Raw genomic sequence first — 25,252 nt, 5'->3', positions numbered from 1 at the left:
ATCACCGGAAACCCCTGGCTACCAACCAACCCCACAACCACCTGACCAGTAACCCGTCCTTACCACTCACGAGACCCGCCACGGTCCGCCGCTCAGGTGCTGGGCCGCCCCATTTCGTGCCCCGGCCGCCCTTCGGTACGACGGCGCCGCTTGATCCGCTCTTCGTGCAGGTGCCGCCGTCCGCCGGTCAGGTCACCGGCGACGTCACGCGTCATCTCCCGGAAGGCCGCGTAGTAGCCGTCGTCGTACTCCTCGATCAGCTGGAAGGTCCACCGATCCGGTAGCACGTTGAGCCCGATCAGCTCGGTTTGGATCCGCTCCGCCCACTCGGCGTGCCCGGCCTTCCGGAGGGCTTCGGCCGCCTCGCCGAGCGCGAAGTCGGCGGTGCCCGTGAGGTGATGGAAGGCGTACAGGTGGCCGCGTGCCTGTTCGACCGTTTCGAGAGCGAAGACCAGCTTTCCGACGGCGTCGACGGTCGCGTCGTCGGGTTCTGAAGATGAGTCCGGCATGCCCGGTGATTCCCCGGAGCCGGTACTTCTACACCCCGCCGGCCGCGATCCGGGCGAACGAGCGGATCAGCGGGCTCTCCCGCGCCGTCATCCACGCGACGACCAGCGGGCTCGGTGGCATGTCGGTCAGGGGGACCCAGGTGAGCCCGTCGGGCAGGGCGTGCCCGAGCGGCGCGATTCCGGCCGAGCCGTTCCACAGGACGGCCTGCAGGCATTCGCCGACCGTGCGCACCACCGGCCCGGCGGGCCGCTCCCCGATGCGCGCCGAGCCGTTCCAGTACTCGCGCCACAGCGGATCCGTCCCCTCCGGCAACTGGAACCAGGGCCGGTCTGCGACGTCGGCCAGCCGGAGCGACGCACGACCGGCGAGCGGGTCGCCGGTGCGCAGGACCAGTCCGACCGGGTCGGAGCGGAGAACCCGGACGCTGATGCCGGTTTCGTCGAACGGTGACCGGGTCAGCGCGACGTCGGCCAGCCCGGCGCGCAGGCCGGTGGTGGGATCGGTGAAATCCGACTCGCGGAAGCGGATCGAGACCTCGGGGTGCCGCCGCCGGAACGCCACGGCCAGCCGGGTGCCCGCCTCTCCCGCGCCGTCGGCGAGGGTGCCGACGGTGAGCGTGGCGGGACCCGCCGCCGCCGTCACCAGAGCGCGGGCGCGTTCGGACTGGTCCAGCAGGGTACGGGCCTCGGCGTAGAGGATGGTTCCGGCGGCGGTGGGCTCGACGCCGGCGGCCGAGCGGAGCAGCAGGACGACCCCCAGGTCGTTCTCCAGCTGCCGGATGGCCCGGCTCAGCGGTGGCTGGGTCATGTGCAGCCGCGCGGCGGCCCGGCCGAAGTGCCGCTCCTCGGCGACGGCCACGAAGTAACGCAGCAGGCGAAGCTCCATCACCAGCGATGATACCCATCAGGTATCGGGAAGTGGAGATCGGTCTTGGACGGCGATCGGAGATCGGCGGAAAAGTGAGGGCATGCCCTTCGAACCCCTCACCCACGAACCCGCCGTCGAACCTCGCCAGGCCCGGGAGATCGCCCGCGACCTCCTGGTGATCCCGAATCTCGGTGTCGACCTCGTTCCCAACATCGGTGTCATCGGCGGCTCGCACTCGGTGCTGGTCGTCGACACCGGGCTCGGTCCCCGCAACGCCGAGAAAGTGCTCGCCTTCGCGGCCGAACACGCCCGCGGCCGCAGGCTGTACCTCACCACCACCCATTTCCACCCCGAGCACGCGTTCGGCGCGCAGGTCTTCGCGGACGAGGCGACCTACCTCGTCAACAGCGCGCAGGCGGCGGACCTGGTCCACAAAGGACCGGGTTACCTCGAGATGTTCCGCGGCCTCGGCACCCCGGTCGCACGGGCACTGGACGGCGTCGACCTGGCCACCCCCGACGTGGTCTACGGCGACACGTACGACCTCGACCTCGGCGGACGGGTCGTGCGCATGGAGGCCACCGGACGCGCCCACAGCAAGGGCGATCAGGTGGTGACCGTGCCCGGCGCGGGCGTGTTGTTCACCGGGGACCTCGTCGAGACCGGCCAGTTCCCGATCTTCCCGTGGTTCCCGCCGTACGACACCGATGTCTCGGGACAGCGCTGGATCGAAGTGCTGCGACGGCTGGCCGCCGCCGAGCCGGACCTCGTCGTTCCTGGCCACGGCGACGTCTCCGGACGCCGGATCCTGACCGACGTCCGCGAGTACCTCGAACTGCTGCGCGACGAGACCTGGAAGCGGCGCGACTCGGCTCTCCCCGAAGAGACCATCGCCGCCGAAGTCGAAGCGCTGATGATCGAACGCCACCCCCAGTGGGAAGGCCGGGACTGGATCGCGAAAGGCGTCGGTTGCTTCTGCGCCGACCATTCAGGCCATGAGGCAGCAGGCGCCGGTGAAGCAGCCGGGGGCACTTCCGCTTGACGAGTTCTTCCAGTTGTCGAACTGATCGATCACGAGGTCGACCTCGGCCTGCACGGCCGCGGTGACGTCGATGCCGGAGGCGGCGAAGAAGCTGCGGATATCGTCGGAAACAGTGGTCTTCATGGAAGATCTCCCTCGAACCTGCGGTGTTGGACACCGAAATCGTGCAGGTTCGGCCACCCCGGCCGACAGTGCGAAGCGTCATGGACGGCATGTGGCTTTCGACTGCTCCATTCGCGTCAACCGGGTGGCGCAACCGGAGCAGACGACCACGGGAGATCACTTGAAGATGGCGATGGGATGGACGACGAGTTCACCGGTTTCGGGGTCCCAGTCCTCGACCTTGCCGAGGCACCGCGCCCGGAACGCGCCGGCGGGCGCGGAGTCCCGCAGGTCGCTGGTCACGCAGGTGAAGCGGATGCGCCTGCTCTGCTCCGGATCGTCCGGGTTCCCGTAAGGCGCGACGAAAACGGTCTCGGTGTCGGTCTGGGAGCGTTTACGGAACAGGCCCTTCACGGAGACGAACGCCTCGACTCCGCGCAGCCGGGTCTTGAGCTGCCGGGTGCTCTCGGGACCGTCGGCCCAGCCGAGTTCCTTCACCAGCGCCCGATTGTGGACCAGTTCCCGCTTCGCCAGATCGACGTAGATGATGTCGTGGTGCTTCTCCAGCACCTTCATCACGATGCCGATCACCGTGATCGGTTCGGCCTTGCGGATATACCGCCGGAACTCCTCGTCGGTGTCGGTGCGCTCCGATTCCCCTTTCAGCGGACCGAATCCGCCCGATCCCCAGAACCGCCAGCCCCGGCTCTTCCGTTTCTCCACCTCCTGTTCCAGCGCCTCGTTGTAGCGATGCAACTGGTAGAGGCCCATCACGGATTTCGTGTGCAGGTAGAAGCCGATGCCCCGGATCATCCCCTGATCGCCGTCGGATCGCGCGCGGCGCCAGTGCTTCACGAAGACGACGACCGCGACGAGGAAGGCGGCCACGGTCAGCACCCAGACCGCGAGCCACATTCCCCAGACGTCCCACCACAGATTATCGGCAGCCACGGATCTCCTTGAAGGCGTCGAGCAGGGATGTCGCGTTCGCGTCGACCATCCGGCCACCGGTGGCCGCGGCCGCGCGATCCAGTTCGGCGGGATTCGCCTCGCCGAACCGGATGGTGTACGTGTGCACGCCAGGATCCCTCGGCGCGCGCAGGAACTCTTCGATGCCCGGCCCGGTGTTGCTCTCCCCGTCGGTCATCAGCACGATCGAGACGTTCCGGCCGGGTTCGGCGCTGCGATGGGCGCCTGCCTTCGCGTAGGCCTCGCCGAGCGCGGACCAGACCGCCGTGTTGCCGTCGAACTCGTCGGCGGCGATGAAGGCTCGCAGCGCGGCGAGATCCTGGGGTCCGTCGATGGTGAATTCCTTGTCCCCCAGTATCTTTCCGCCGAAACGGAGAACCGTGAGCCGCTCGCCGCGGTAGAAGCGGTCGAACCCACCGTCCGGGCCGCCGCTCAGCCCGGCGAAGGTCGCGCGGAGCGCGGCGATCCGCGGCCCCTTCATCGAACCGGAGAAGTCCAGCACGAAGATCACGCGTCCGGGCGTCCGGCCGGCGGAGGCCGCGTAGTCGTCGAGGAGTTTGTCCACAACGGCCTGTTCGTCGGGGAAGTACAGCGAGTTCCCGATGGAGGCGGGCAGCCTCGGATCGAGCCCCACCTCGCCGATGATCGGCCTCCGGAGAGTCCGCTCCATCAGCTTCTTCTGCGTCGCCGGGCTTCTGAGCCAGGACACGACCTTGTCGTACACCTCCCGTTTGGCCGGGTCGAGCAGCAGGACCGGGTAGTCGGACTGGACGATGCCGTCGCGCGGGTACACCAGTTCCAGCGGCGTCTTGAGCCTGCCGCTCGCGTTGAGGGAGAGCAATGTGGACTCGTATCCGATGATCGCGTCCACGTCCTGGCGCTCGGCGAACCGGTCGGCCACCTCGGCCGACGTGTCCGCCGTGAGCGTGTGCCCGGTGCGGAAGCCCTGGAGCTTGTCGCATTTCACGTCCTGGAGCCGTAGCGCCGCACCGGTGCCCGCGGCGGCCGTCGCCACCCCGACGAGAGAGGTGAGCCCGCTGGTCGACTTGGCCGGATCCGCCATCGCGAACCGGAAACCGCCGCCCGCCGCCGCGTCCGCCAGATCCGCCCACGAGAGCTTCCCGTCCGGTTTGCCGCGGCGCAGTTCCGCCGCCTTCGCCGGGGTTATCCCGACGATGACCGGCGACACCATGGTCTTGGTCGCGACCGGCCGTTCCCCTTTGTCCGGGGACTGCCGGTACTTGAGCTGGAAATACCGGTCGGTGGAAAGCCAGGCGAGATCGTGCGTGGCCTTCCCCGGCGTGAGGGAAGTGCTCGCGTCGACGGTTCCCCGGAAGTCCATTTCCAGTTCGATTCCCGTTTCCCCGCGAAGGTCGTCGAGAATCGGAGCGAGGTCGGCCAGTTCGGAGCTGGCGAGCACGCGCAGTTTCACCTTCTGCCCGCCGCTCGTGCAGGCGGCGGCCACCAGGAGCAGGCAGCACAGAGCCGCGAGGAGTCGCTTCACGGGCAGTCCCCGACGGTTTTGATCATCTCTTCCAGCACCGGGTTGTCCGGCAACGGCGTGGTGCTGTCGTCGGCCGCGATCTCCGGGGCCGGCAGCCCTTGTTCGCGGAGGAAGTCGTACAGCCGTGCGCTTTTCGTGCTGCCCGCGGGGGTCGCGACGCCGAACCCGAGCTCCATCGCGCGGCGCTGCAGCTCCGGATCGAAGGTGATCAGTTCGCCGAGCCGTTCCGCTTCCGGTTTCAGGGCCAGGAACTGGGGTTTCGTCAGGATGTTGTCCTTCGGGTACAGCAGGACCCGATCATGGTCCGGTTGCCCGCTCTGCGCCTTGGCCCGCAACTGCATGGCGAGGTACTGGTGCTCGTAGATGACGACGATCGGCTTGTCGCCCTCGGCCAGATTCGCGTAGGACTCCGACAGATCCGCCGACGGGAAGCCCTGCGCCGCNGCCCCCCCGCCGGTCGCGGGTCGACGACCGGTACGCGGCGGTCGTTCTCCAGGAACGCCAACAGGATCAGGTACGTCGCGCCCGAGTTGGAGTCGCAGATGTTCGAGGTCTGGGCGAGCACCCGATTCCCGTTCTCCGCGCCGAAGCGGCGGATGCCGAGCGAGTCCCAGGTCTGCTCCTTCCTCATCGTCTCGATGAACTTCTCGGTGTCCAACGTGTAGTACAGCGGGCTCTGCTGTCCCGGCGGCTTCGACGCGATCTTGTTGCTCGCCAGCGTTTCCGCGTAGCGGCGATACGTGGCGAGGACGATCGGGCTGGTGAACGGCTGCCGGGCGCTGCCCGTCCATTCGTCGGCCCTGGACCGCCGGACGAGGCTCGCGGCAGGCTCGCCCGACATGAACACGAAGTCGTACTGGCTGAGGTCGTGCGTGGCGACGTCCCGGGAGCCCGCCCTGGTCACGTGGACGCGGATGTGATGGCGCATCAGGATTTCCTGGATCTTCGTGTCTTCGAAGAGATCCGATTTGGAGCCCATCTTGCCGCGCAGGACGAGCGTCTGCTGGAACGGCACCACGACCGTCCCGCTCACGAGCAGGGCGATCAGGCCGCTCACGGCCAGGGCCAGCGCGGGCCCGAAAGTGCGGAGAAAACGACGGCGCAGAAAGAACGCCGAGGGCTTTGGCCTGATGGTGAGCTGGGGTTCTTCACGAAGCGAGCTATCGGTGGTCACCGACTTCCTCCCCGAATGTCCGGCAAGGCCCATTTTACCGGGAGCCACCGACGGAAAAGCACGTCTCGATCCGGCTTCGGGACCCACCCTCACCAGGCCGGAAGGCCGGACGGTTAGTCTCTTCGGTGGCGAAAACCGCCATGCACCACGACGCCGGGAGATTTGAACCGCCATGCTGGACCGAGCAGTCATCGACGCCCTCTTCCCCGCCGACCTGCCCGAGCCCGAGCACTGGGAACGGCGTTACCCCGCCCGCGAGCTCCCCGAGGGCGCCCTGGTCACCCGTTTCGGCCCCTCGCCGACCGGGTTCGTCCACATCGGCGGCGTCTACGTCGCTACCATCGACCAGGACGTCGCCCGCCGCAGCGGCGGCCGCTACCTCGTCCGGGTCGAGGACACCGACCGCTCCCGCGAGGTCGAAGGCGCCATCGACCAGTTCGAGCGCGGCTTCGCCTACTTCGATCTCGCCGCCGACGAGGACATCCACCGCGGCGGCGACTACGGCCCGTACCAGCAGTCCGAGCGCGAGCAGATCTACCTGACCTACGTCCGTCACCTGCTCCGCGCCGGCCGCGCGTACCTCGACTTCGCCACCAAGGACGAACTGGCGGCGATCACCGCCCGTCAGCAGGCGACGAAGCTGCCGACCGGCTACTACGGCTCGTGGGCCATCTGGCGCGACGCCGACCCCGCCGACGTCCAGGCCAAGCTCGACGCCGGGGACCCGTACGTCGTGCGGTTCCGCGCGCCGGACGACACCGGCGCCCGCGCCCGGTTCACCGACGCCATCCGCGGCCCCCTGGAGGCGGAGGCCAACCGCAACGACGTCGTCATCCTCAAGAGCTCCGACCAGAGCCCCCGGCTGCCGACCTACCACTTCGCGCACGCGGTCGACGACCACCTCATGCGGGTCAACCTGGTCATCCGCGGCGACGAGTGGATCTCGTCGGTGCCGGTGCACCAGCAGTTGTTCGACGCGCTCGGTTTCGAGCCGATCACGTACGCGCACATCGCGCCGTTGATGAAGCAGGAGGGCGGCAGCAAGCGCAAGCTGTCGAAGCGCAAGGACCCGGAAGCGAGCGTCGACTTCTACATCGAGTCCGGCTACCCCACCAAGGCCGTCCTCTACTACCTGCGCGGCCTCGCCAACGGCCGTCTCGCCGAGATGCCGCTCGATCAGGCCCTGGCCGAGCCGATCAACCTGGACGAATGCGGTGTCGCCGGGCCGCTGGTCGACCTGGTCAAACTCGACGACATCTCGGCCGACCACATCGCCACGCTGTCCGGCGCCGAGATCCTCGACGAGGTCCGCGGCTGGGCGGAGCGGTTCGATCCCGAGCTGCGGACCGTCCTCGACGCCGAGCCGGACCTCGCGCTCCGCGCGCTCGCCGTCGAGCGTGACGGGGCCGAGAACCCGCGCAAGGACCTGAAGAAGTGGAGCGAGTTCCGCGCCGTCTACGGCTTCTTCTTCCCGCGGCTGCACGCCGCCGTCGCGGACGCCGACGACGAGCGGATCGCCGCCCTCGGTGTCGACCGCGCGGTCGTCCAGGCCGTGGCGCGGGACTTCGTCGAGAACTACCAGCAGCTCGACGACGGCCAGGAATGGTTCCAGCAGATCCGCGACGTGGCGGCGAAGCACGGCTTCGCGAAGAACGCCAAGGAGTTCAAGAAGAACCCCGAAGGCTTCCCCGGCTCCATTCGCGAGGCTTCGCAGATCATCCGGATCGCGATCACGGGCTCCACCCGGAGCCCGGACCTGCACTCGATCACGCAGGCGCTGGGGCGCGAGGAGACGCTGGGCCGGTTCTCCGGTCTCGTGGGCGAATGACTCGTGAGTGGTAAGGACGGTATTTGGCTACCTGCTGCCGACCTCGGCGAGGGCGACGATCCCAGCGGGTATCGGGATCGTTGATGAAGGAATCAGGACACTCAACGTCCCGATTCCTTCATCGACGCGAGGTGACCCCCGTCCCGGACCATGAGCAACGGAAGATCCGGGACACTCAACGTTTCCGATCCTCCGTTGATCAAGGCTGTGCCGCTCAAACCCGGCGGCCGACACACCACGGCACCAAGACGGGGGTCAGGTCCAGCAGGTAAGCAAACACCGGTCCGCCAGAACCGTCCTTACCACTCACGAGGCTTTTCCGGTGCGGGAATCCGCAACCGCGAAGGGCGCACGTCACAAGGCTTTCGTGAAACGCACGGACCCCGACAGACGACTTACCCGATACGAAGGTACGGAAAGTTGTGGTCCATGAGCGCCGATCACGTTGTCCAGCTGCACTGGGAGTCCCGCCACGTTGCCGACGGCGGCGCCGCGTTGTCCTACCCCGGGATCTCCGTGGTCCGGAGCGAACACGGTGAAATCGTCGACCGCACTTGGGTACCGGTCGGGGAAGAACCCACCTTCGCCGACGACGAGGCACTGATCGCCGTCCTGCACGCCGCCTGGCGCTGGACCAGGCCCGCCGCGTAGTTCCTACTCGTCGCCCGACCTGTACCACCGACGGAGTTCCTCGCCCTGTTCGCGCGGCGCCTTTTCCGTCCAGCGCCCGTGGACGAGGTCGTTCTCCGTGTAATCGGCACGCCGCGAGGCCCAGCCCGGCAACATGATCTTGCGTGTCCCGCCCCGCCCTCGGTCACGCAGATCGGTGACGACGGCGACGCCGATCACCACCAGGAGGACGCCGAGCGCTATCCAGATTCCGACCATGGTCCGCTCCCCCGCAGATGAAGTCGTTTCCGCCAGGTTAGCGCGACAAGAGTTGTCGGAACACTGGATTTCCGACGCCACGCCACCGCCTTCTTGCACCATTCGGGCTAGCCCGGCGGGCTTAGCCGGTTTCAGCCCACATGGCGAGGTGACGGCGGCGCCCCGGCCATAGGGTGACGACGTGCTAGGTGAAAGACTCGACTCCTGGCTGCGCGGACACGAGTCGCTCGTCGACGTCCTGATCGCGCTGCTCCTCGCGGCGTGCTGTGTCCTTTTCGGACTCTTCGTCCGGGCGGAGGCCGCGTATTTTCTGTTCTCCCTGCTCCTTTCGCTTCCGCTGGCCTTGCGGCGGCGCAGCGCCGCGGTGTGCGCGATAGTGGTACTGGGAGCCGCGGGCGTCCAGTGGCTCGCGATCCGGGACGACGTCGGCGCCCTGCCCGCCGATCTCGCCGTACCGCTGGCGGTGCACGCCGCGGCGGCCTATGGACCCCGGCGAGCCGGAGGCGCCGCGCTCGCGGCAGGACTCGCCGGCGCCGTGCTGGGTGGGCTGAGCTGGCCGATGCTGCCGTCGTCCGCGACCACGCACCTGCTCGTCGGCGCCTTCCTGGCCAGCACGGTAGTGGCCGCCTGGGCGACCGGGGCGTTGCATCGGGTGCGGCTCTCCCACAGCCGGCAACAGGCGAGGCTCGCCGTCCTCGCGGAGCGGGACCGGATCGCCCGCGAGATGCACGACATCGTCGCCCATTCGCTCGCGGTCGTGATCGCGCAGGCCGACGGTGGCCGGTACGCGGCCTCGCCCGAGGCCGGGCGGTCGGCCCTGGTCACGATCGGCGACTGCGCCCGGCAGGCGCTGGGCGACCTCCGGCGGATGCTCGGTGTCCTGCGGGACGGTCCGGCGTGACCGCCACGCCGATCCGTGTCCTGCTGGCCGACGACCAGGCGCTGGTCCGGGCCGGCTTCCGGATGGTCATCGAGTCCCAGGCGGACCTGACAGTGGTCGGCGAGGCGGGTGACGGTCTCGCCGCGGTCGACCACACCCGGCGCCTGAACCCCGATCTGGTCCTGATGGACGTGCGGATGCCGGTGCTCGACGGCATCGAGGCCACGCGGCGGGTGCTCGCCCTGCCTGACGCGCCGAAGGTCCTCATGCTCACGACGTACGACCTCGACGAGCACGCGCTGGCCGCGATCCGGGCCGGGGCGAGCGGCTTCCTGCTCAAGGACGCCACCCCCGAGGAACTGCTGGCCGGGATCCGGACGGTGCACGACGGGGACTCGGTGATCGCCCCCTCCACCACCCGCAGGTTGCTGGACCGGCTGGCGCCCCCGCTCGATCCCGTCGCGACCAGGTCGGCGGCGACGCTGACCGGGCGGGAGCGGGAGGTGCTGGCCGGGATGGCCCGCGGCTGGTCCAACGCCGAGATCGCCGAGTGGCTCGTGGTCGCGCCGGGAACGGTGAAGACCCACGTGGGCAACATCCTGGCCAAGCTGCGAGTGCGGGATCGGGTGCAGGCGGTGGTCCTCGCCTACGAAGCGGGAGTGGTCCGGCCCGGCGAGCGGTGACGGGCGCAGGTGACGTCGGTCCGGGGCAGGGCTCCGCCGAGCAGGTACGACTCGACGGCTTCGGTGACGCAAGACGTCGCGTCGAAGAGATAGATCCCGTGCCGGAAGGCGCCGTCCAGCGTGACCATCCGGGATCCGGTCAAGGCGCGGCGCAGCGCCAGTTGTCCGGCATACGGCGTGACCGGATCCCCCGTGGCGCCCACGAGCAGCGCGGGACGGTCGTCACCGATCGGAACGGGTGCTTCCGCAGGCGAGACGGGCCAGAAGGCGCAAGGCGTGATGTGCCGGGCAAGCGGGCCGAACAGGGGCTCGGCGGCCCGATGCGCCCGGATGTCCCGGTAGTAGCTTTCAGGATCGCGCGAGGCTGCGCGGTCCGCGCACTGGTTCGCGACCGTGGCGCTGAACCCGAACGACGGCTCGACGTTCGGGTCGGTGTACAGGGAGAGTTTCCACTCCTGCGTGGGTGTCGGCGTGACGGTGAGGCCGCGGGCGGCATCACGCAGCACGGCGACCTGGGAGCTGAACTCCGCGTAGAACGCGTCGCTGTCGTCGACGGTGAGCAGCAGGCCGGGGAGCATCGCCGCGTCGACCCGGTGACCGCCGACGCGCAACGGTTCGCGGGCGGCGGCACGGGCGATCCGGTCCACCGTGGCCAGGACCTCGTCCGTGGTGGCGCCGAGGCGATGGCGTGCGTCCCGGCGGGCGGCCCATTTCACCCAGTCGCGCAAGGCAGCGGCGTCCGCCGGCGCGGTTTCCCGGGTGAGCGCGGGACCGGCGGCCTCGGGGGCGGCGGCGCTGTCGAGCACCATCCGCTCCGTGCGCCGAGGGAAGAGCTGGCGGTAGACCGCGCCGAGGTGGCTGCCGAAAGACCAGCCCAGGTAAGAGATCTTCGCTTCCCCGAGGGCGGCTCGCACGAGGTCCAGATCACGCGCGATGTCGCGGGTGGACGCGTGCGCGAGGAGATCGCCCCGGTCGGCGCACCTCTCCGCGAGATCCCGCGAGACCGCCACGCTGCGGTCGAAAGAAGCCCGGTCCGGGCTCGCCAGCTGAGCGCTGTGCAGGTACCGCCCGGTGGGCCAGCCGCATTCCAGCGGTGCGCTGAGCCCGAAGAACCGCGGGTCGATCCCGACGAGGTCGTACCGCGCCGCGAGCGACGGCGAACCGGACGGAACCTCCGGTGGCAGCCCTTGTGCCAGTAGGGCCACGCCGTCACGGGAGGGGCCGGGACCGCCGGTGTTGACCACCAGGGTGCCCAGGCGGCGCGTGGGGTCGGTCGCGGCACGGCGCGCGACGGCCACCGAAAGGGTCCGGCCGTCCGGATCGGCGTGGTCCAGCGGCACGGTGACCTCACCGCAGGTCGCCCCGGCGGCGACGAGCCGTTGCCCCGTCTCGTCCTCCGGCCCGGTCCGGCAGTCGTGCCAGTTGATCCGTTGCGCCGGGAATGCCGAGGCCGGTTGTCCGCCGCACGCCAGGAGCACGATCGCAAGGCCCGCGGTGAGTACTTTCCTTCGCTTGGTCATACCTGGACGCTAAGCGCGGAAACCCGCGGAGACCTCTGCCCTCAGGCCGAAATCCGCTCCTCGCGACTACTCCCGGAGGCATAGGGTGCCCGGCGGAACGGGGCGGCCAGGGTCGGCAGGACGTGGCGGCGATTGCGGATCAGGGCGGCGAGCGCGATGACCGCGTAGACACCGCACAGGACGTAACGCGCGGTCTGGCCGGGCAGCGCGAACTGCACCGCGAACAGGCCGAGCAGCGTCCAGGCGGCCCAGCGCGGGAAACGCAACGCGAGCAGCGCGGCGACCCCCAGCAGGGTCTGGGTCGCGGTGAGGAGGAATTCCTCGATCTGACGGGCGTCCAAGCGCAGCGCGCCACCACCACCGCCGAGGACGTAGGCGATCGGCAGGCTGCCGACGAGCAGCGTCCATTGGTTGACCTTGCTGGAAAGCAGGGTGCCGATCGCCGCGCCGCCCTTGCCGCGGAGCGCGAACAGGATCGCCACGATGAACTCCGGCGCCTCCGACGCCAGCGGCGCGAGCCACTGCACGAGCAGGAACCGGTCGATGCCCAGATCCGTCCCGACGGCGATCAGGTTGTGCGCGAACGGTTCCGCACTGGCGAGAATCACCACGGCCGCGAACACGAACAGCGTGGTCACGAGGATCCGGCGGGACCGTCGGGGCAGGGCGCCCAGAGTGGCGGCCGGGCCGACCAGTTCGGGTTCGCCCGGTTCGGCGCGGGAGACCTTCCAGAGGTAGAACACGAAGAAACCGAGCAACGCGAAGCCGAGGACCAGCGAGATCTGCCCGGTCCCCGGGATGACGAACGCGACGATCGAGGCGATCGCGAGGAAACCGAGCTCGATCCGGTACGGCGCGTCGAGGATCAGCTCGCGGACGGTGGCGCCGCTGCGTTTCTTCGCGACGGCGAGCGCGATCAGCACGACGGTCGACCAGCCGAGGCCGAGCAGCAACCGGTTGGAGCCGGTCATGTTCGCCGCGGCATAGGCGATGTATTCGGGATTCGAGCCTGCCGTGTAGGCGAAGTACAGGTCCACCGCGTACTCGGGAAGCACCGCGATGACGGCCAGCACGGCGATCGCGAGTCCGCCGGAGATGTCCACCTGCGCGGCTTCGGCGGCCCAGGCAAGAAGGAAAGAGGCCGCCACGACGGCCAGCCCGAACAGCAGCAGACCGGCCACCGCTCCCGGTTCGGCACCGGAGAACCGCAGGACGAGTGCGGGCACGGTGAGCCCGGCGCACAGGCCGATGGGCCTCAGTCGGTTGACGATCACGGACCGAGATTCCCGTCGGCGGACGGGTTACCACAACCGTTTCCTTTTTCCCCGACTCAGCGAGAATTCTCTTGCGGGACAAGGAAACCGGAAGATCGTCATGCCGAAACCGGGACGTCGCCCCGCCGGAGTACCCGGCTTGGCCTGCTCCTGCGTTCCTCGCGAACGACCGCGACGGCCGGGAAGGGTGTCGCGTCCGGCTGCCGAAGGCGTGCCCGCGAGCCGGACCGGGAAGTGCGCCCGATCACACCACGCGGGCAGGCCGAAGGCGATCAGCCCCGGGCGTTCGGATCGATCACGTCGCCCGCCAGCCCGGTGGCGGCGTCCCCGAGGGCGCCGGTGGAGTCGACGACGCCCTGACCGGCCGCGGTGGCCGAGTCGACGGCGTCCTGGCCCGCGGCGGTGGCACTTTCGGCAAGGCCCTGACCGGTCTCGGCCAGTCCGCCGGTGGCCTGGCCGACCTGGTCGGCGGCGCCGGAAAGGTCGACGCCGGTCAGTTCGCCGACCTTGTCGCCCGCGCCGCCCAGAAGTTCGGCGGCCTTTTCCTTCAGCGAGTCGAACAGGCTCATCAGGGATACTCCTCGGGTCGGTCGTGCGAAGGCGGCTGAAAGTTCACCGTACAGGACAAATCGGGCACGGTGCGCGACAGCCGTCGCTCCGGACAGGTGAAATACCGGGGAGCGTTCAGAGACAGGGCGGCCGGTAGCGATCGATCGAGAGGCCGCGAAAGTCGAGCTTGTTCGGGGTCTTGCCGACGAAGACCAGTCCTCGCGCCTCGGTCAGCGCCGAAGCGAAGGAGTAGCCGGGCGTGCCCAGCTCGGGCAACGTCGTCCAGGCGTCGGACTTGAAACCGAAGAACTTCTTCACGATCTTCCCTCCGGTCGACGGCACCTTCGTGAGCCACTTGTCGCCGCCACTCCAATGCGACGCGGGACGCAGTTGGACGTAGAGGTCGTCGGTCGCGCTGTAGGTCATCCAGAAACCGGCGGACTTCGAGAGATCGGCCTGCGCCTCGAACTGATTTCCCAGCCAGACGACGACCACGTGCCATTCGGCGTTGAGGAAGGTCACCTTCGCCGCGTAACCGCCGCGTTCGCGGACGAGCAGGCTGCCGGTCGGCGGCACCGTGGTGCCCTCACCGGAGGCGAGCCAGTGCTGCAACCGGTCGATCGACGGAGTGGCGCATTCACAGCCGTGCCGTGACGGATGCCCACCGGAGGCGTTCGCGACGACACCTGGGCCGATCAGCGAGGCCAGGAGCATCGACGCGATCACCGCGAGCGTACGACCGAAAGGAACCCTGGATCCTCCGCGCATCCCTGGAAGTTAGCACAGCGATCACCGAAAACCGCCACACAGTGGGAAAGCGGGCGCCCATGCCCCACTCAGCGGGAAATGTCCTTTGTGGACAATTGCGCGAGCTCGGCGGCGAACAGTACGGCGGGATCGAACCCCATGCCGGCGAAGTGCCCGGCGAGCTCGAGAGACAGGACACCGTGGATCCGGGTCCAGAACGTCACGGCACGACGGAGAACCGCCGATGACACCGGCAGTCCGCCCGCCCACTCGCGATGCTCCCCGAGATGGCCGTCGAAGGCCGTCGCGCACCCGTCGTCCGGGTCCGCCGCATGCACCTGGAGCAGCACGGCCATGATCTCGTTCGAGATCTCCGTGGTGTCGCCAGGCGCGCGATAACCGGGGATCGGCGTTCCGTAGAGGAACAGGTACCGCTGCGGGTCCGCCAGCGCCCACTCCCTGATCGCGTAGGCGACTTCGGCCACGCCGCCCGGCCCTGCCGCCGCCTGGACGGCGTCAGCGAGGCTTCGATAGGCGTCGCGGATGAGGTCCGTGATCAGGTCGTCACGGCTGGGGAAGTACCGGTACAGCGCGGGGCCGCTCATGCCCACGTGCTTGGCGATCGCGTTGAGGGACAACGCGGACACGCCCGTCGTGGCCAGCTGCTCCCACGCGTGCCGTTTGATCTCCGCGCGTACCTGTGCCCGGTAACGCTCACGCGAAGTCTTCACGTCCGTGTCCATCGATCACCCTTCCAGACCTGGTTAGAGGTTATCACTTCACCTATTGACACTCACCCATTGTGGTTATAGCTTCTAACTATCGCAACTGAAGCTAACGAGGGCTGATCCACTACCGGACCGAGACCCTGATCAAGGCTCCGCTGAGCAGGATCTGACGGCTCCAGACCGACGTCGAACGCTGGCCGTCCTGGCAGGAGCCGGTGCTGAGCAAGGATCTCAAAGCCGCCGCCGAGTCCCACTGCCGACCGTATCTCGAAGCTACCCCGACCTCAGGAGGAAACGATGTCCACTCAGACGCTCGACCGCGAAACCACCGTCCGCCGCGCCCCGCGTTCCGTCATCATCTCGGCCTGGGCCGTCCCGATCATGATCGTCGGCCAGTTCGCGATGATCGCCATCGTCCCGGTCGCCCTCGTCCTGATCGGCACTCTGCGCGACGCACGGCTCAAGGCGCTCCGCTGGGGCGCGATCGCCCTCACCGCGGCCTACGCCACGCCCTTGGCGCTCTGGGCGATCGGCCCCGAACGCGCACAGAGCCTCTCCAAGGACATGCACCCGGTCTTCGCCGCGATCATCGTGGCCGTGGGAGTCGCGTTCGCCGTCGCCTGTCACGTCCTGCGCCGGAAGTCCCGCAAGTAGGTGACTAGTTGCGGGGAGGGCCGTCGGTGAACGAAGGAATCACGCCGTAAGAAGCCTTCCGGGAGGCCCGGCGCAACGTCGCGAGCACGGCGGGCCCCAGCACCAGGATCGCCACCGCGTTGGTGATCGCGCGCCCCGTGTCCCATCCCGCCGTCGAGGTCAGCAGGGTGAACACGGCGAACCGGTGCAGGTTCTCCAGCAGCGGGGCGCCGGGGACGTAGGAGATGTGCCCGTCGTGGTAGGGCACTTCGGCGTCTGTGATGAACGGCCAGAACCACAGGTTCATCAGGAATCCGAACACATACGCGACGAAGATCCCGTACGCCACCAGCATCGCGATCTCGGCTTTGCCGGTGACGCGGCGCGGCAGCAGTCCCGCGCCCATCCCGATCCACGCCGAGCACATCATCTGGAACGGCAGCCACGGTCCCACCCCGGCGGTCAGCAGCGCCGAGGCGAACAGCGACGTGCAGCCCAGCACGAAGCCGAAGCCGGGTCCGAGCACCCGCCCTGCGAGCACCAGCAGGAAGAACACGGTCTCGATACCCGCGGTCCCCGCCCCCAGGGGCCGCAGGGCCGCGTTCACCGCGGACAGCACGCCGAGCATCGCGAGAGCCTTGGAATCCATGCCCCCTTCGGACATCTCGGCCAGCACGATGACGATCAGGATCGGCAGGATCCCGATGAACACGAACGGCGCGTCCGGGCCGTGCTGCATCGACTGTGGTTCGACGCGGACCAGGAGCGGCCAGATGAACATCATCAGTCCCGCGAGCGACGCGAGGCCGAGCACCGTTGCCGAGCGCGGACCGAGCCGGACCGCCGGTGCCGTGCTCACGGGACCTCCCGCGGAAGCGCCGATCGGACCTCTTCGACGGTCAGCCAAGGCTCGCCGAGGATCTTCGCGATCTGCGTGGCGAACGCCGGGGAACCGCCGAGCACCTCGCCGGTCGGGCCGTCCGAGACGACCTCCCCTTCCGCCATCACGATCACCCGGTGCGCGATCGTCGCGACGAACTCGACGTCGTGGGTGGCCACGACGATCGCCTTGCCCTCGGCGGTGAGCGTCGCGATCATCTGTGCCAGCGCCGCCTTCGCGGTGTAGTCGAGGCCGCGGGTCGGTTCGTCCAGCAGCATGATCCTCGGCGCGGCCGACAACTGCACCGCGAGCACGAGCGCGAGACGCTGCCCCTCCGAAAGGTCACGCGGATGCGACGCGGGGTCGATGCCCGGAGCGAGCCTGTCGAGCAGGTTCCGGCAATGCCCCGGCTCCGCACCCGATTCCGCGTCGGCGGCCTCGCATTCGGCGGCGACGGTCTGCAGGTACAGCAGGTCGCTCGCGGTCTGCGGCACCATGCCGACGAGGGCGCGGGCCGCGGCGCTGCTCAGCGTCTTCGGATCCTGGCCTTCGACGGTGACCTTGCCACCCTGCCGGGGGCCGGAGCCCTGCACCGCCCACAGCAGCGAAGACTTGCCGGAGCCGTTGCGCCCCATCATCGCCAGCACCTCGCCGGCGCGCAGGGTCAGGTCGACCTCCCGCACCGCGACCTTCGGCCCATACCGCACGACGACCCCGGACGCGGTCAGCAACTCTTCGCCGACGGTCGCGTTCCGCGCGGGCGGAGTCCCCAGCGCCAGTGAGGAGGCGCGCCGCCGGGCGTCGCGCACCGACATCGGCAGCGGATCCCAGTCCGCCAGCCGTCCCAAGTGGACGATCGGCGGCGCGATGGGCATGTCCTTCAACACTTCCGACGGGGTTCCGTCGACCACTCCCCCGGTGCCCTCGACGTGGATCATCCGGTCCGCGAACGGGATCACACGTTCCATCCGGTGCTCGGCCATCAGCACCGTCGTGCCGAGGTCTTCCACCAGCCTGGCCAGCGTCGCGAGCACCTCCTCGGCCGCGGTCGGGTCCAGCGCCGACGTCGGTTCGTCCAGCACCAGCACCTTGGGATGGGTGGTCAGCACCGCGCCGATCGCCACCCGTTGCTGCTGGCCGCCGGACAGTGTCCGCAGCGCACGCCTGCGCAGTTCCGCGATGCCGAGGAGGTCGAGCGTCTCCTCCACCCGGCGGCGCATCACCTGCGGGCTCAGGCCGAGCTGCTCCATGCCGTACGCGAGTTCGTCCTCGACCGTGTCGGTGACGAAGCCCGCGAGCGGATCCTGGCCGACGACGCCGACCAGATGCGCGAACTCGCGCGGCGGGCGGGACCGCGTCGTCACGCCGTCGACCGAGACCGTGCCCTCGAGGTGACCGCCGGTGAAATGCGGGACGAGACCGTTGATCGTGCCGAGCAGCGTCGACTTGCCCGCCCCCGTCTGGCCCGCGAACAGCACGAGTTCGCCTTCGCCGATGGACAACGTCACGTCGGACAGCACCGGTTCGGTGCGGCCGTGATAGGTGAACGAAACGTGGTCGAGTTCGATCATGCGTGCGCTTCTTCTTCGAGTGCGGCGTACGGGGGTTCGGGGACCGGGGTCAGGAACGCGGGAAGCACGCCGATCAGCACCCCGAGCAGCGGCCCCCACGACAGCGCCGGCCAGGACAGGTCGATCAGCGACGGGTTCATGTTCATCGGGTTCACGCTGGACGTGACGAACAGGGTCACCGCGACACCGATCCCGCTGACGGCGACGACGATTTCCGGCAGGTGCCAGCGATCGGGCCGGTAGCGGGTGCGCTGGACGCGCTTGCCCGCCGACCAGAACCCGATCAGGCCGATCACGAGCCCCACGGAAAGCACCGGTGCGGCGAGGTAACGGGGCGTCGAACCGTCCAAAGTGGCGTAAACGCCGACGCAGACACCGATCAGGCCGACGATCATCAGCGTTCCCGTGATCAGCCTGGTCCGCGCTTCGACCAGTCCCGCGCGGCCGTAGCCGCGTGAGTCCATCGACGCGGCGAGCTGCAGTGAGCGGGAAAGCGCGTCCTCCAGCACCGGGATCAACACGGTGTGCAGGGCCTTCACCTTCTTCTTGCCCGAGCCGCCGCGCAGTTTGCGGGCCCGCCGGACCCGCAGCACGCTCTCGGCGAGTTGCGGGAACACCGACAGCGCGACGATCACCGCCGTGCCCACTTCGTACAGTGCCGGCGGCATCGCCTTGAGCAGCCGTTTCGGGTTCGCGAGCGCGTTGGCCGCGCCGAGGCAGATCACCATCGTCGCCAGCCGCATCCCGTCGTAGAGCCCGCCCAGCAACGATTCCGCGGACACGTCGCCGAAGAGCCGGATGCCCGCCGCCCATTCCGGCAGCGGGATTTCGGGTAGCCGCAGGATGATCGTGGACCCCTCGGCGCCGCCGAACACGATCCGGAAGAACACGCGGATCGCGACGATGAACGCGCCGAGGTACAGGTAGAGCCGGAACGCCAGCGCCCACGGCGCCTCACTGCGCCGGGCCACGACGACGTATCCCGCGACCGCCACGATGGTCAGCAGCAGCCACGGGTTCGTCGTGCGGGTCGCCGCGACGGCGAGCCCCAGCGCCCACACCCACCACGCGGCCGGATGCAGATCGCGCGGCAGGAAGTAGGACGTCATCAAACTCCTTGTGCGCGTTTGCGTCTGCGGGCCACCAGGAATCCTGCCACGCACAACGTCAGTACAGCGGCGCCCGCCGCCCAGGGCGCCCAGTCGCTGGCTCCGGACTCGCGTTCGATCACCGCGTTGACGTCTTCGGCGTTCTCACCGCCGGTGAACGCGACGTTCGACGACGGGTCCTGTGCCTTCGGCCGCGCCGAGGCGCTCGGACGCGGCTTGGGCGGCGGCAGCGCGCCGGAACCCGGCCCCGCGGCCGGAACCTCCCCGGCGCCGGGTTCCGCACCGGCCGTCGATTGTGGACCGTCGCCCTGCCGGCCGTTCCCGGCCTGTGGCCTCTGCTGCTGCTCGTTCGGGTCGCCGGTGACCGGCTTGGTCTCCTCGCGCGGCACGCATGGCTGATTCTCGGTGCCCGGCCGGACGGCGGAGACCCGCGGGACCGGATTGCTCTGTGCGGTGGCGTTCAGGGAGAACGACCAGCCCTCGAAACCACCGGGGGTGAAGTCGCGGTTCTTGACGCCCCACTGGCTGTAGTCCCACGCGCAGTTGTTCGAGGCGTGCCAGTAGGACCAATAAGCCTGCGCCGGTGGCGTGTCGACGCACAGCTCCCGGTACTTGTCGCGGCCGGTGATCGGGACGTTCTCGGCCGCGGACGGGCGGTTCTCGACCCGGCAGACGAACGACTCGCCCCAGCGCTGCACCCCGGCGATCTGGAAACCGGCGCCCTTGAGCGCGTCCAGTCCGGTACCGCGCGTGGCCTGCGGGTTGCAGCGCACGATGGTCGTACCGCCGAGTTGCTGGAAGTCCACCACCACGGTGACCCCGGTGGCGTCCTTGCAGAACCCGGGGTATCCCTTGCTCTGGTCGACGGCGTGCGCGGACGGCGCCGTGGCGGCGATCAGGAAGACCGCCGCCACCGCTGGGAGGACCCTCCTCACGGGATGGCCGGGTTCCTCGGCGTGACACCGGGCGGCGGGTTGGTGGTCGCCGACTTGTTCAGCGAGAACGACCAGCCCTCGAATCCGCCGGGGATCACGTTGCGGTTGAGGGCACCCGAGCTGCTGTAGGTCCAGGTGGAACCGGAACCGTCGGCGTTCCAGTAACCCCAGTACGCGCCGGCGGGCGGGGTGGTGACGCACGGTTCCTTGTAGCTCGGGTTGGTCGACAGCGGGATGGTCTCCGTCGCGGACGGGCGGCCTTCCAGGCGGCAGACGAAACCGAGTCCCCAGCGGGCGGTGCCGGCGACCGCGATCCCCGCGTCCTGCAACGCTTTGATACCCGTGCGGGCGGTGCCCGGCGCGGCGTTGGGCGAGCAGCGGGTGATCGTCGGCGCGGCGGTCCCGCCATTGCCGTCCAGTTCCTGGAAGTCGACCACGACGGTGACGCCGGTGAGCGCGTCGGCGCCGGTGCAGATCCCGTCGTAGCCCTTGGTGGTGTCGACCGCGTTCGCGGGTGCGGCGGACAGCCCGATCAGTCCGATGAGGACGGACGTGACGGCGAGCAGTCTCTTCATGGTGTTGCCCCCTTTTTCTTGATGGAACGGCGAAGTGCGAAGACGAGCGCGATCGCGGTGAGCAGTAGTACGGTCAGCCCGACGAGCCCCCAGATCACCCACCGCGGCTGTGAGTCGGACTGGGCCGCGGCCAGCACCTGTGTGCCGGACGCGGCGGTGCCGGCGGGCTGCGCCTCGGACAGCGGAAGCCGGATCGCGGGCGACAGCGGCGAATCCGCGGCGGTGAGCCACGATCGGCCCGCGACCCCCTGCGCGGCGGCCAAACTGGTCGGGAAGTCGGTCTTCCCGTCGCTCGCCGCGACGGATCCCTTGGCGAAACCGCCGTCGGCCTGGACCAGTTTGCCCAGTGACCGCGCGGTTCCGCTCGCGTCGAGGCCGGCGGTCTGCCGCGCGGCGGCGACGGCGGCGCTGAGCGCGACGTCCGGTTCGCCCGCCTCACCGGTCACCATGCCCTCACCGGTCGGCCGGACGCCGAGCGCGCCCACCGCGGCGACGAACGCCGACACGCGCCGCTCGGTCCAGCCGTCCGGGCGCCTGGTCGACGGCGCGGCGTCGGTGTGCGGACGGGCGGCCAGCGCGGTGACCGCGGCGGTGGTCGCGGCAAGGTCGCCGGAACCGCATTCCGCGGTGTCGAGGTGCTTCGGGAAGGTTCCGTCGGCGCACTGACGGGAAAGGAGCAGTTCGACCGCCGGGCCCGGATCGGCCGCGGTGGCGAGCACCGCCCAAGCGTGCCGCTCGACCGTCTCGTCGGCGTCGGCGAACGATCCGGCGTCGGTGAACTTCCCATCGGCGCCGCGCAACTTCACCAGATCGGCGCGCAACTGCCCGGCGACATCCGACTTCGCGAATTCGGCGACGAGCACGAGTTTCGCGAGCGGTTCGGCATACGACGCCTCGCCCTGCTCGTACGGCGCGCCGTGGGCGTAGGCCTTCACTGCTTCCGGCTTCAGCAGGAACTGTGAAGCGCGGGCGACCGTCTCCGGCTGCTGGTCCAGTGCCCGCAGGGCCAGTACCAGATCGGCGGTGGCGTCGTAGTCGACGTAGGTCTTGCCGTCCTCGGTGACCTCGACGTGGTCGCCGCCGGCGAGCCGGTTCGTCAGGTAGGCGCCGAGGCGGGAAGCCGGTGTCGCCGTGACCGGGGTGGCGATCGCCGTCGGCGGCGGGACCCGGGCGCCGGTGGACGCCCTGGGTGTGACGGCCTTCTTGGGTTTCGGCGTCGTGGTCTTCGGTGCGGGCTTGTTCTCCCGCGGTCCGGCCACGGGCGGGGTACTGGTGACGGTGACCGTGCTCGGCGCGGGCGCGCTGGTCGACGAGGACGTTCCCGGCGTCGGCGTCACCGATGTCGTCGTGGTCGTGGTGGTCGTGGTGGTGGTCGTCGTGGTCGTGCTGGTCGGCGCCGGATCGCTCGTGGTGGAAGCCGGGGTGCTGGTGGGCGACCCCGTTTCCGACGGTGTGGTCGGCGTTACCGAGACGCTGCTGGTCGGCGGCTGACCGCCACCCTTCGCGAGTGTGTAGAAGCCGATCTGCGCCAGTCCGAGCGAGGCCTGGGAACCCGCGCGGATCCAGGTGTCGAGCCCGTTGATGCCGGAGGTACGCGCGGCCTCGTAGGAAGCCGGGTCGTAGGCGATCGCGCCGAGTTCGCCCGCGAGCTTGTTGCCGGAGTCGGCGGTGGCGTTCGCCTGCGCGGATTTGAGGTACCGCACGCCCTTGTCCACCGCCGCGTCCGCGCCGCCCGCGTCGGCCAGTGCTTGGACGATCACGCCGGTGCTGTTGGTGTTCGGCGCCTCGGTGCCGACGCCGCCACCCCAGCCGCCACCGGCGCTCTGGTTCGCCTTGAGCCAGGACACGGTCTTGGCGATCGGGGCGTCGAGGCCGGTCGCGCCCGCCTTCCGCGCGGCCAGCAGCGCCGAAAGCGCGAGGCCCGTGGCGTCGCCGTCGGACGGGGACAGGTCGAGCGGCTTGCCCTCGTCACAGGTGGAGACCTTGTGGCCGTCCGGGGTGACGTGGTCGCCGGTCTCTTTCGTCGGGATGTAGGCGAAGAAGACGCGGAAGTAGCCCTCGGAACACTGCTGGGTCAGCAGTTTGTCGATGGCGAGCCGGTCGTTCTCGCCCACCGCGGCGAGCCCGATGACGCCGAGCGCCTGGCCGAACATGTTCGCGTTGTTGCTCACCGAGCCGGCGAGATCGGGGTCCTTGGAGTAGTCGCTGACGCGGCCTTTGTCGGGGCCCTGGCGCATGATCGCGCCCTTGGTCTCGGCGACCATGTCGTGACCGTCGAAGTTCCGGGGGTCGCGGCCGGCGACTTCCGCGGCGACCAGGGTCTTGGCCGCGGCGCCGCCGACGACGACCTTGTCGTACCCGGCGCCGGGAACCAGCCCGTCCCAGGTGAAGTAGTCGGTGGCGTGGCCTTGGTCGTCAAGGAACTTCACGATCGGTTCGGCCTTCGCGCCGTCGCCGGAGGCGTACATCGCGAAAAATACGTCGAGCATCAGGCCGTGGTCGGGCAGTGCGCCGCCGTTGGGGTTCTCGAGCGTGCCGTCCGGCTTCAGCTTCGTCGCGAGCCAGCGGGAATTCGCCTTCGCCGCGCCGGGATCGTTCGCGGCCGTCGCCGTCCCGGTGAGCAGTGCGGCGACCACGCCGACACTGACGGCGAACGCCACTGCGGCGAGATACCCGCGGCGCATGACCCCTCCTTGCGGCATTGCGGAGGACAGCGCGGGACGCCGCAGTCACCCCTGCTTATCGCGACAGTGGTTCGGACTTCTTGATCGTTCATCCGCCCGTGCGGTACCCCGGCTCGCCCTGGTGAAGGGCCCACGGTTGCGCGACAGCGCCGGATTTCGACCGGCTTCCCCGTCACGGGCGGCGGTGTTCAGTTGTCGAGCCCGCCGAGGTTAACACCCGATCACCTCCGGCAGGCACCGCTGACCAGGTCGGTTGCCAGGATCACATCGACACTCGCGCCCGGCGGTATCCCGGCGCTTGACCGGGATGAGATTCTTCGGTCGTCCGATTCAGCGCGGTCGTGGGGGAAGTCCGGTGAGAGTCCGGCGCTGTCCCGCAACGGTATGCCCTCCAGGCGAGCCCGGTCACCCACGTCGCGCGGTGTCACCGACTCCTGTCGTGGAAATGCGGGAAAGGGTTCTCATGAGACGTTTGGTTTTCGCTGTCGCCGTGCTGTGCGGCATCGGACTGGTCGCCGCCCCGGCGGCGACCGCGGCCACCCATGACAAGGCGGACGCCGCCGCGGGCTGGCTCGCCAGGCAGATGACCGACGGGGAAAGGTTCGAGGCCGACTTCGGCGGCCAGAAGTTCCCCGACCAGGGTTTGACGATCGACGCGATCTTCGCGTTCGCCGCGGCCGGGGTGTCGGACATGAACGCGGGCAAGGCGATCGCCTGGCTGGCGAAGCCGGAGATCATCACCGGCTATGTCGGCGGCGGAACCGAGGCTTACGCGGGCGCGCACGCCAAGCTGATGCTCGCCGCGCAGATCCGGGGCGAGAACCCGTCGTCGTTCGGCGGCGTCGATCTGAAGGCGGGCCTGCTCTCGCTGCTCACGCCGTCCGGCCGGTTCTCCGACCGCTCCGAATACGGCGACTACTCCAACGCCCTCTCGCAGTCGCTCGCCCTGCTGGCGCTGGACCGTACCCCCGGCGGCGCCCCCGCGTCGGCCGTGACTTTCCTCGCGGGCACCCAATGCGCGGACGGCGGTTTCCCGCTGAACTTCGGCGAAGCGACGTGTACGAGCGACGTCGACGCGACCGCCACGGTCGTGCAGGCCTTGCGTGCCACCGGTGACCCGGTGAACGCCGGCGAGGGCACCTCCTGGCTGGTCACGAAGCAGCACGGGAACGGCGGCTTCGGTGTCGGCACGAACGCGCCCAACTCCAACAGCACCGGCCTCGCCGCCCAAGCGCTGGCAGGCCACCGTCCCGCCGCCGCGATCAAGGCGCGGGGATTCCTGCGGTCGCTGCAGACCGGCTGCGCCGGCGCCGAGGCGGACCGCGGCGCGATCGCCTACGACGCCACCGGCCTGAACCCCGCGACCGCCCCGCGCGCGACCGCGCAGGCGATCCTCGGCCTGGCCAGGGTTCCGCTGAGCGATCTGCACGGCGGTGGCCGTCCGCGGGCGCCGGTGCTCGCCTGTCCGTGACGTGACCTCGTGAGTGGTAAGGACGGTTCCATTTGAGGGGTAAGGCAAACGTGTCGTGATCGAGTCTTCTGTTGTGAAGGCCTTCTTCGCCGGCTTCACGGTGGACCGTGAGTCCTTCACCGCGCCGTT

25 protein-coding genes and 2 riboswitches are annotated in these 25,252 nt (G+C 69.4%); of the genes, 7 read left to right on the top strand and 18 right to left on the bottom strand.

Annotated elements, in window-relative coordinates:
• Nucleotides 1-92: 92 nt before the first annotated feature.
• Nucleotides 93-509: a hypothetical protein gene (locus H074_RS17180; protein ID WP_007031307.1), complete on the bottom strand. Its 417-nt coding sequence runs from the start codon at nucleotides 507-509 to the stop codon at nucleotides 93-95.
• Between the two features lie 28 nt (nucleotides 510-537).
• Nucleotides 538-1,395 carry a LysR family transcriptional regulator gene (locus tag H074_RS17175; protein WP_007031306.1) on the bottom strand — a complete coding sequence of 286 codons (858 nt, stop codon included), beginning with the start codon at nucleotides 1,393-1,395 and terminating at the stop codon, nucleotides 538-540.
• Nucleotides 1,396-1,477: 82 nt separating this feature from the next.
• Between H074_RS17175 and H074_RS17170 the strand changes: the two genes are divergently transcribed.
• On the top strand, nucleotides 1,478-2,419 hold the full coding sequence (locus H074_RS17170) for an MBL fold metallo-hydrolase (RefSeq protein ID WP_007031305.1): 942 nt from the start codon (nucleotides 1,478-1,480) through the stop codon (nucleotides 2,417-2,419).
• Here H074_RS17170 and H074_RS41035 read toward each other — a convergent pair.
• The 4 genes from H074_RS41035 to H074_RS41595 all read right to left on the bottom strand — a co-directional run bounded on the left by H074_RS41035 (nucleotide 2,366) and on the right by H074_RS41595 (nucleotide 5,335).
• A complete protein-coding gene (locus H074_RS41035; protein ID WP_167333172.1) occupies nucleotides 2,366-2,542 on the bottom strand; it encodes a hypothetical protein in 177 nt (58 codons plus the stop codon). The genes H074_RS17170 and H074_RS41035 overlap by 54 nt on opposite strands.
• A gap of 156 nt (nucleotides 2,543-2,698) precedes the next feature.
• Nucleotides 2,699-3,472, bottom strand: coding sequence for a hypothetical protein (locus H074_RS17165; protein WP_235096798.1), 774 nt, complete (start codon nucleotides 3,470-3,472; stop codon nucleotides 2,699-2,701).
• Nucleotides 3,459-4,994 (bottom strand): vWA domain-containing protein, encoded by a 1,536-nt coding sequence (locus tag H074_RS17160; protein ID WP_007031303.1) that lies wholly within the window; start codon nucleotides 4,992-4,994, stop codon nucleotides 3,459-3,461. Before H074_RS17160 ends, H074_RS17165 begins: the two co-directional genes overlap by 14 nt.
• The gene (locus H074_RS41595) at nucleotides 4,991-5,335 is read right to left on the bottom strand and encodes a hypothetical protein (RefSeq protein ID WP_235096796.1); all 345 of its coding nucleotides are present in this window, start codon (nucleotides 5,333-5,335) and stop codon (nucleotides 4,991-4,993) included. The genes H074_RS17160 and H074_RS41595 overlap by 4 nt, the downstream gene beginning before the upstream one ends.
• A gap of 1,005 nt (nucleotides 5,336-6,340) precedes the next feature.
• Between H074_RS41595 and H074_RS17150 the strand changes: the two genes are divergently transcribed.
• Together H074_RS17150 and H074_RS41030 are read left to right on the top strand one after the other, a co-directional pair.
• Nucleotides 6,341-7,996, top strand: coding sequence for a glutamate--tRNA ligase (locus H074_RS17150; protein WP_007031302.1), 1,656 nt, complete (start codon nucleotides 6,341-6,343; stop codon nucleotides 7,994-7,996).
• 429 nt (nucleotides 7,997-8,425) lie between these two features.
• Complete coding sequence (locus H074_RS41030) at nucleotides 8,426-8,647, top strand: hypothetical protein (RefSeq protein WP_007031301.1); 222 nt, start codon at nucleotides 8,426-8,428, stop codon at nucleotides 8,645-8,647.
• 3 nt (nucleotides 8,648-8,650) lie between these two features.
• Here H074_RS41030 and H074_RS17140 read toward each other — a convergent pair whose 3' ends face one another.
• A complete protein-coding gene (locus tag H074_RS17140; protein ID WP_007031300.1) occupies nucleotides 8,651-8,884 on the bottom strand; it encodes a hypothetical protein in 234 nt (77 codons plus the stop codon).
• Nucleotides 8,885-9,065: 181 nt separating this feature from the next.
• On the opposite strand from H074_RS17140, the gene H074_RS17135 reads away from it, so the two are divergent.
• Both H074_RS17135 and H074_RS17130 read left to right on the top strand, forming a co-directional pair.
• Nucleotides 9,066-9,785 (top strand): DUF7134 domain-containing protein, encoded by a 720-nt coding sequence (locus H074_RS17135; RefSeq protein WP_007031299.1) that lies wholly within the window; start codon nucleotides 9,066-9,068, stop codon nucleotides 9,783-9,785.
• Nucleotides 9,782-10,447: a response regulator gene (locus tag H074_RS17130; RefSeq protein ID WP_007031298.1), complete on the top strand. Its 666-nt coding sequence runs from the start codon at nucleotides 9,782-9,784 to the stop codon at nucleotides 10,445-10,447. The genes H074_RS17135 and H074_RS17130 overlap by 4 nt, the downstream gene beginning before the upstream one ends.
• Here the strand turns inward: H074_RS17130 and H074_RS17125 are convergent.
• The 5 genes from H074_RS17125 to H074_RS17105 form a co-directional block, all read right to left on the bottom strand.
• Nucleotides 10,411-11,967 carry an alpha/beta hydrolase gene (locus tag H074_RS17125; RefSeq protein ID WP_007031297.1) on the bottom strand — a complete coding sequence of 519 codons (1,557 nt, stop codon included), beginning with the start codon at nucleotides 11,965-11,967 and terminating at the stop codon, nucleotides 10,411-10,413. The genes H074_RS17130 and H074_RS17125 overlap by 37 nt on opposite strands.
• A gap of 41 nt (nucleotides 11,968-12,008) precedes the next feature.
• The gene (locus H074_RS17120) at nucleotides 12,009-13,241 is read right to left on the bottom strand and encodes a sodium/calcium exchanger membrane region (RefSeq protein WP_007031296.1); all 1,233 of its coding nucleotides are present in this window, start codon (nucleotides 13,239-13,241) and stop codon (nucleotides 12,009-12,011) included.
• A 272-nt stretch (nucleotides 13,242-13,513) separates the two neighbouring features.
• The gene (locus H074_RS17115; RefSeq protein WP_007031295.1) at nucleotides 13,514-13,810 is read right to left on the bottom strand and encodes a hypothetical protein; all 297 of its coding nucleotides are present in this window, start codon (nucleotides 13,808-13,810) and stop codon (nucleotides 13,514-13,516) included.
• A gap of 115 nt (nucleotides 13,811-13,925) precedes the next feature.
• Nucleotides 13,926-14,558: a hypothetical protein gene (locus H074_RS17110; protein WP_235096795.1), complete on the bottom strand. Its 633-nt coding sequence runs from the start codon at nucleotides 14,556-14,558 to the stop codon at nucleotides 13,926-13,928.
• A gap of 68 nt (nucleotides 14,559-14,626) precedes the next feature.
• Nucleotides 14,627-15,280, bottom strand: coding sequence for a TetR/AcrR family transcriptional regulator (locus H074_RS17105; protein ID WP_007031293.1), 654 nt, complete (start codon nucleotides 15,278-15,280; stop codon nucleotides 14,627-14,629).
• Nucleotides 15,281-15,562: 282 nt separating this feature from the next.
• Here H074_RS17105 and H074_RS17100 point away from each other — a divergent pair, with 282 nt between their 5' ends.
• On the top strand, nucleotides 15,563-15,919 hold the full coding sequence (locus tag H074_RS17100) for a hypothetical protein (RefSeq protein ID WP_007031292.1): 357 nt from the start codon (nucleotides 15,563-15,565) through the stop codon (nucleotides 15,917-15,919).
• A 4-nt stretch (nucleotides 15,920-15,923) separates the two neighbouring features.
• Here the strand turns inward: H074_RS17100 and H074_RS17095 are convergent, their stop codons facing one another.
• From H074_RS17095 to H074_RS17070, 6 genes are read right to left on the bottom strand one after another with little or no spacing between them, the layout of a single operon-like run.
• Nucleotides 15,924-16,757 (bottom strand): ECF transporter S component family protein, encoded by an 834-nt coding sequence (locus tag H074_RS17095; RefSeq protein ID WP_007031291.1) that lies wholly within the window; start codon nucleotides 16,755-16,757, stop codon nucleotides 15,924-15,926.
• On the bottom strand, nucleotides 16,754-18,349 hold the full coding sequence (locus H074_RS17090; protein ID WP_007031290.1) for an ABC transporter ATP-binding protein: 1,596 nt from the start codon (nucleotides 18,347-18,349) through the stop codon (nucleotides 16,754-16,756). The genes H074_RS17095 and H074_RS17090 overlap by 4 nt, the downstream gene beginning before the upstream one ends.
• On the bottom strand, nucleotides 18,346-19,458 hold the full coding sequence (locus tag H074_RS17085; protein WP_007031289.1) for an energy-coupling factor transporter transmembrane component T: 1,113 nt from the start codon (nucleotides 19,456-19,458) through the stop codon (nucleotides 18,346-18,348). Before H074_RS17085 ends, H074_RS17090 begins: the two co-directional genes overlap by 4 nt.
• The gene (locus H074_RS17080) at nucleotides 19,458-20,372 is read right to left on the bottom strand and encodes a hypothetical protein (RefSeq protein ID WP_007031288.1); all 915 of its coding nucleotides are present in this window, start codon (nucleotides 20,370-20,372) and stop codon (nucleotides 19,458-19,460) included. The genes H074_RS17085 and H074_RS17080 overlap by 1 nt, the downstream gene beginning before the upstream one ends.
• A 17-nt stretch (nucleotides 20,373-20,389) precedes the next feature.
• Nucleotides 20,390-20,968 carry a hypothetical protein gene (locus tag H074_RS17075; protein ID WP_007031287.1) on the bottom strand — a complete coding sequence of 193 codons (579 nt, stop codon included), beginning with the start codon at nucleotides 20,966-20,968 and terminating at the stop codon, nucleotides 20,390-20,392.
• Nucleotides 20,965-23,652 (bottom strand): hypothetical protein, encoded by a 2,688-nt coding sequence (locus H074_RS17070; RefSeq protein ID WP_007031286.1) that lies wholly within the window; start codon nucleotides 23,650-23,652, stop codon nucleotides 20,965-20,967. The genes H074_RS17075 and H074_RS17070 overlap by 4 nt, the downstream gene beginning before the upstream one ends.
• 80 nt (nucleotides 23,653-23,732) lie before the next feature.
• A riboswitch (cobalamin riboswitch) is annotated at nucleotides 23,733-23,847 on the bottom strand.
• A gap of 112 nt (nucleotides 23,848-23,959) precedes the next feature.
• A riboswitch (cobalamin riboswitch) is annotated at nucleotides 23,960-24,083 on the top strand.
• Nucleotides 24,084-24,115: 32 nt separating this feature from the next.
• Here H074_RS17070 and H074_RS17065 point away from each other — a divergent pair.
• Nucleotides 24,116-25,123 (top strand): prenyltransferase/squalene oxidase repeat-containing protein, encoded by a 1,008-nt coding sequence (locus tag H074_RS17065; protein WP_007031285.1) that lies wholly within the window; start codon nucleotides 24,116-24,118, stop codon nucleotides 25,121-25,123.
• Nucleotides 25,124-25,252 lie beyond the last annotated feature (129 nt).

Origin of the sequence: Amycolatopsis decaplanina DSM 44594 (assembly GCF_000342005.1) — a bacterium.
In the GTDB taxonomy this organism is placed as follows: domain Bacteria; phylum Actinomycetota; class Actinomycetes; order Mycobacteriales; family Pseudonocardiaceae; genus Amycolatopsis; species Amycolatopsis decaplanina.
This window is presented reverse-complemented; position numbering and strand designations above follow the sequence as displayed.

What these genes read in the sequence shown, in the direction of transcription:
- H074_RS17065 (WP_007031285.1), top strand. Translation starts at nt 24,116, where the DNA reads ATGAGACGTTTGGTTTTCGCTGTCGCCGTGCTGTGCGGCATCGGACTG.
- H074_RS17115 (WP_007031295.1), bottom strand. Translation starts at nt 13,810, where the DNA reads ATGAGCCTGTTCGACTCGCTGAAGGAAAAGGCCGCCGAACTTCTGGGC.
- H074_RS17175 (WP_007031306.1), bottom strand. Translation starts at nt 1,395, where the DNA reads ATGGAGCTTCGCCTGCTGCGTTACTTCGTGGCCGTCGCCGAGGAGCGG.
- H074_RS17100 (WP_007031292.1), top strand. Translation starts at nt 15,563, where the DNA reads ATGTCCACTCAGACGCTCGACCGCGAAACCACCGTCCGCCGCGCCCCG.
- H074_RS41035 (WP_167333172.1), bottom strand. Translation starts at nt 2,542, where the DNA reads ATGAAGACCACTGTTTCCGACGATATCCGCAGCTTCTTCGCCGCCTCC.
- H074_RS41595 (WP_235096796.1), bottom strand. Translation starts at nt 5,335, where the DNA reads ATGCAGTTGCGGGCCAAGGCGCAGAGCGGGCAACCGGACCATGATCGG.
- H074_RS17140 (WP_007031300.1), bottom strand. Translation starts at nt 8,884, where the DNA reads ATGGTCGGAATCTGGATAGCGCTCGGCGTCCTCCTGGTGGTGATCGGC.
- H074_RS17150 (WP_007031302.1), top strand. Translation starts at nt 6,341, where the DNA reads ATGCTGGACCGAGCAGTCATCGACGCCCTCTTCCCCGCCGACCTGCCC.
- H074_RS17170 (WP_007031305.1), top strand. Translation starts at nt 1,478, where the DNA reads ATGCCCTTCGAACCCCTCACCCACGAACCCGCCGTCGAACCTCGCCAG.
- H074_RS17090 (WP_007031290.1), bottom strand. Translation starts at nt 18,349, where the DNA reads ATGATCGAACTCGACCACGTTTCGTTCACCTATCACGGCCGCACCGAA.
- H074_RS17180 (WP_007031307.1), bottom strand. Translation starts at nt 509, where the DNA reads ATGCCGGACTCATCTTCAGAACCCGACGACGCGACCGTCGACGCCGTC.
- H074_RS17105 (WP_007031293.1), bottom strand. Translation starts at nt 15,280, where the DNA reads ATGGACACGGACGTGAAGACTTCGCGTGAGCGTTACCGGGCACAGGTA.
- H074_RS17085 (WP_007031289.1), bottom strand. Translation starts at nt 19,458, where the DNA reads ATGACGTCCTACTTCCTGCCGCGCGATCTGCATCCGGCCGCGTGGTGG.
- H074_RS17070 (WP_007031286.1), bottom strand. Translation starts at nt 23,652, where the DNA reads ATGCGCCGCGGGTATCTCGCCGCAGTGGCGTTCGCCGTCAGTGTCGGC.
- H074_RS17110 (WP_235096795.1), bottom strand. Translation starts at nt 14,558, where the DNA reads ATGCGCGGAGGATCCAGGGTTCCTTTCGGTCGTACGCTCGCGGTGATC.
- H074_RS17075 (WP_007031287.1), bottom strand. Translation starts at nt 20,968, where the DNA reads ATGAAGAGACTGCTCGCCGTCACGTCCGTCCTCATCGGACTGATCGGG.
- H074_RS41030 (WP_007031301.1), top strand. Translation starts at nt 8,426, where the DNA reads ATGAGCGCCGATCACGTTGTCCAGCTGCACTGGGAGTCCCGCCACGTT.
- H074_RS17125 (WP_007031297.1), bottom strand. Translation starts at nt 11,967, where the DNA reads ATGACCAAGCGAAGGAAAGTACTCACCGCGGGCCTTGCGATCGTGCTC.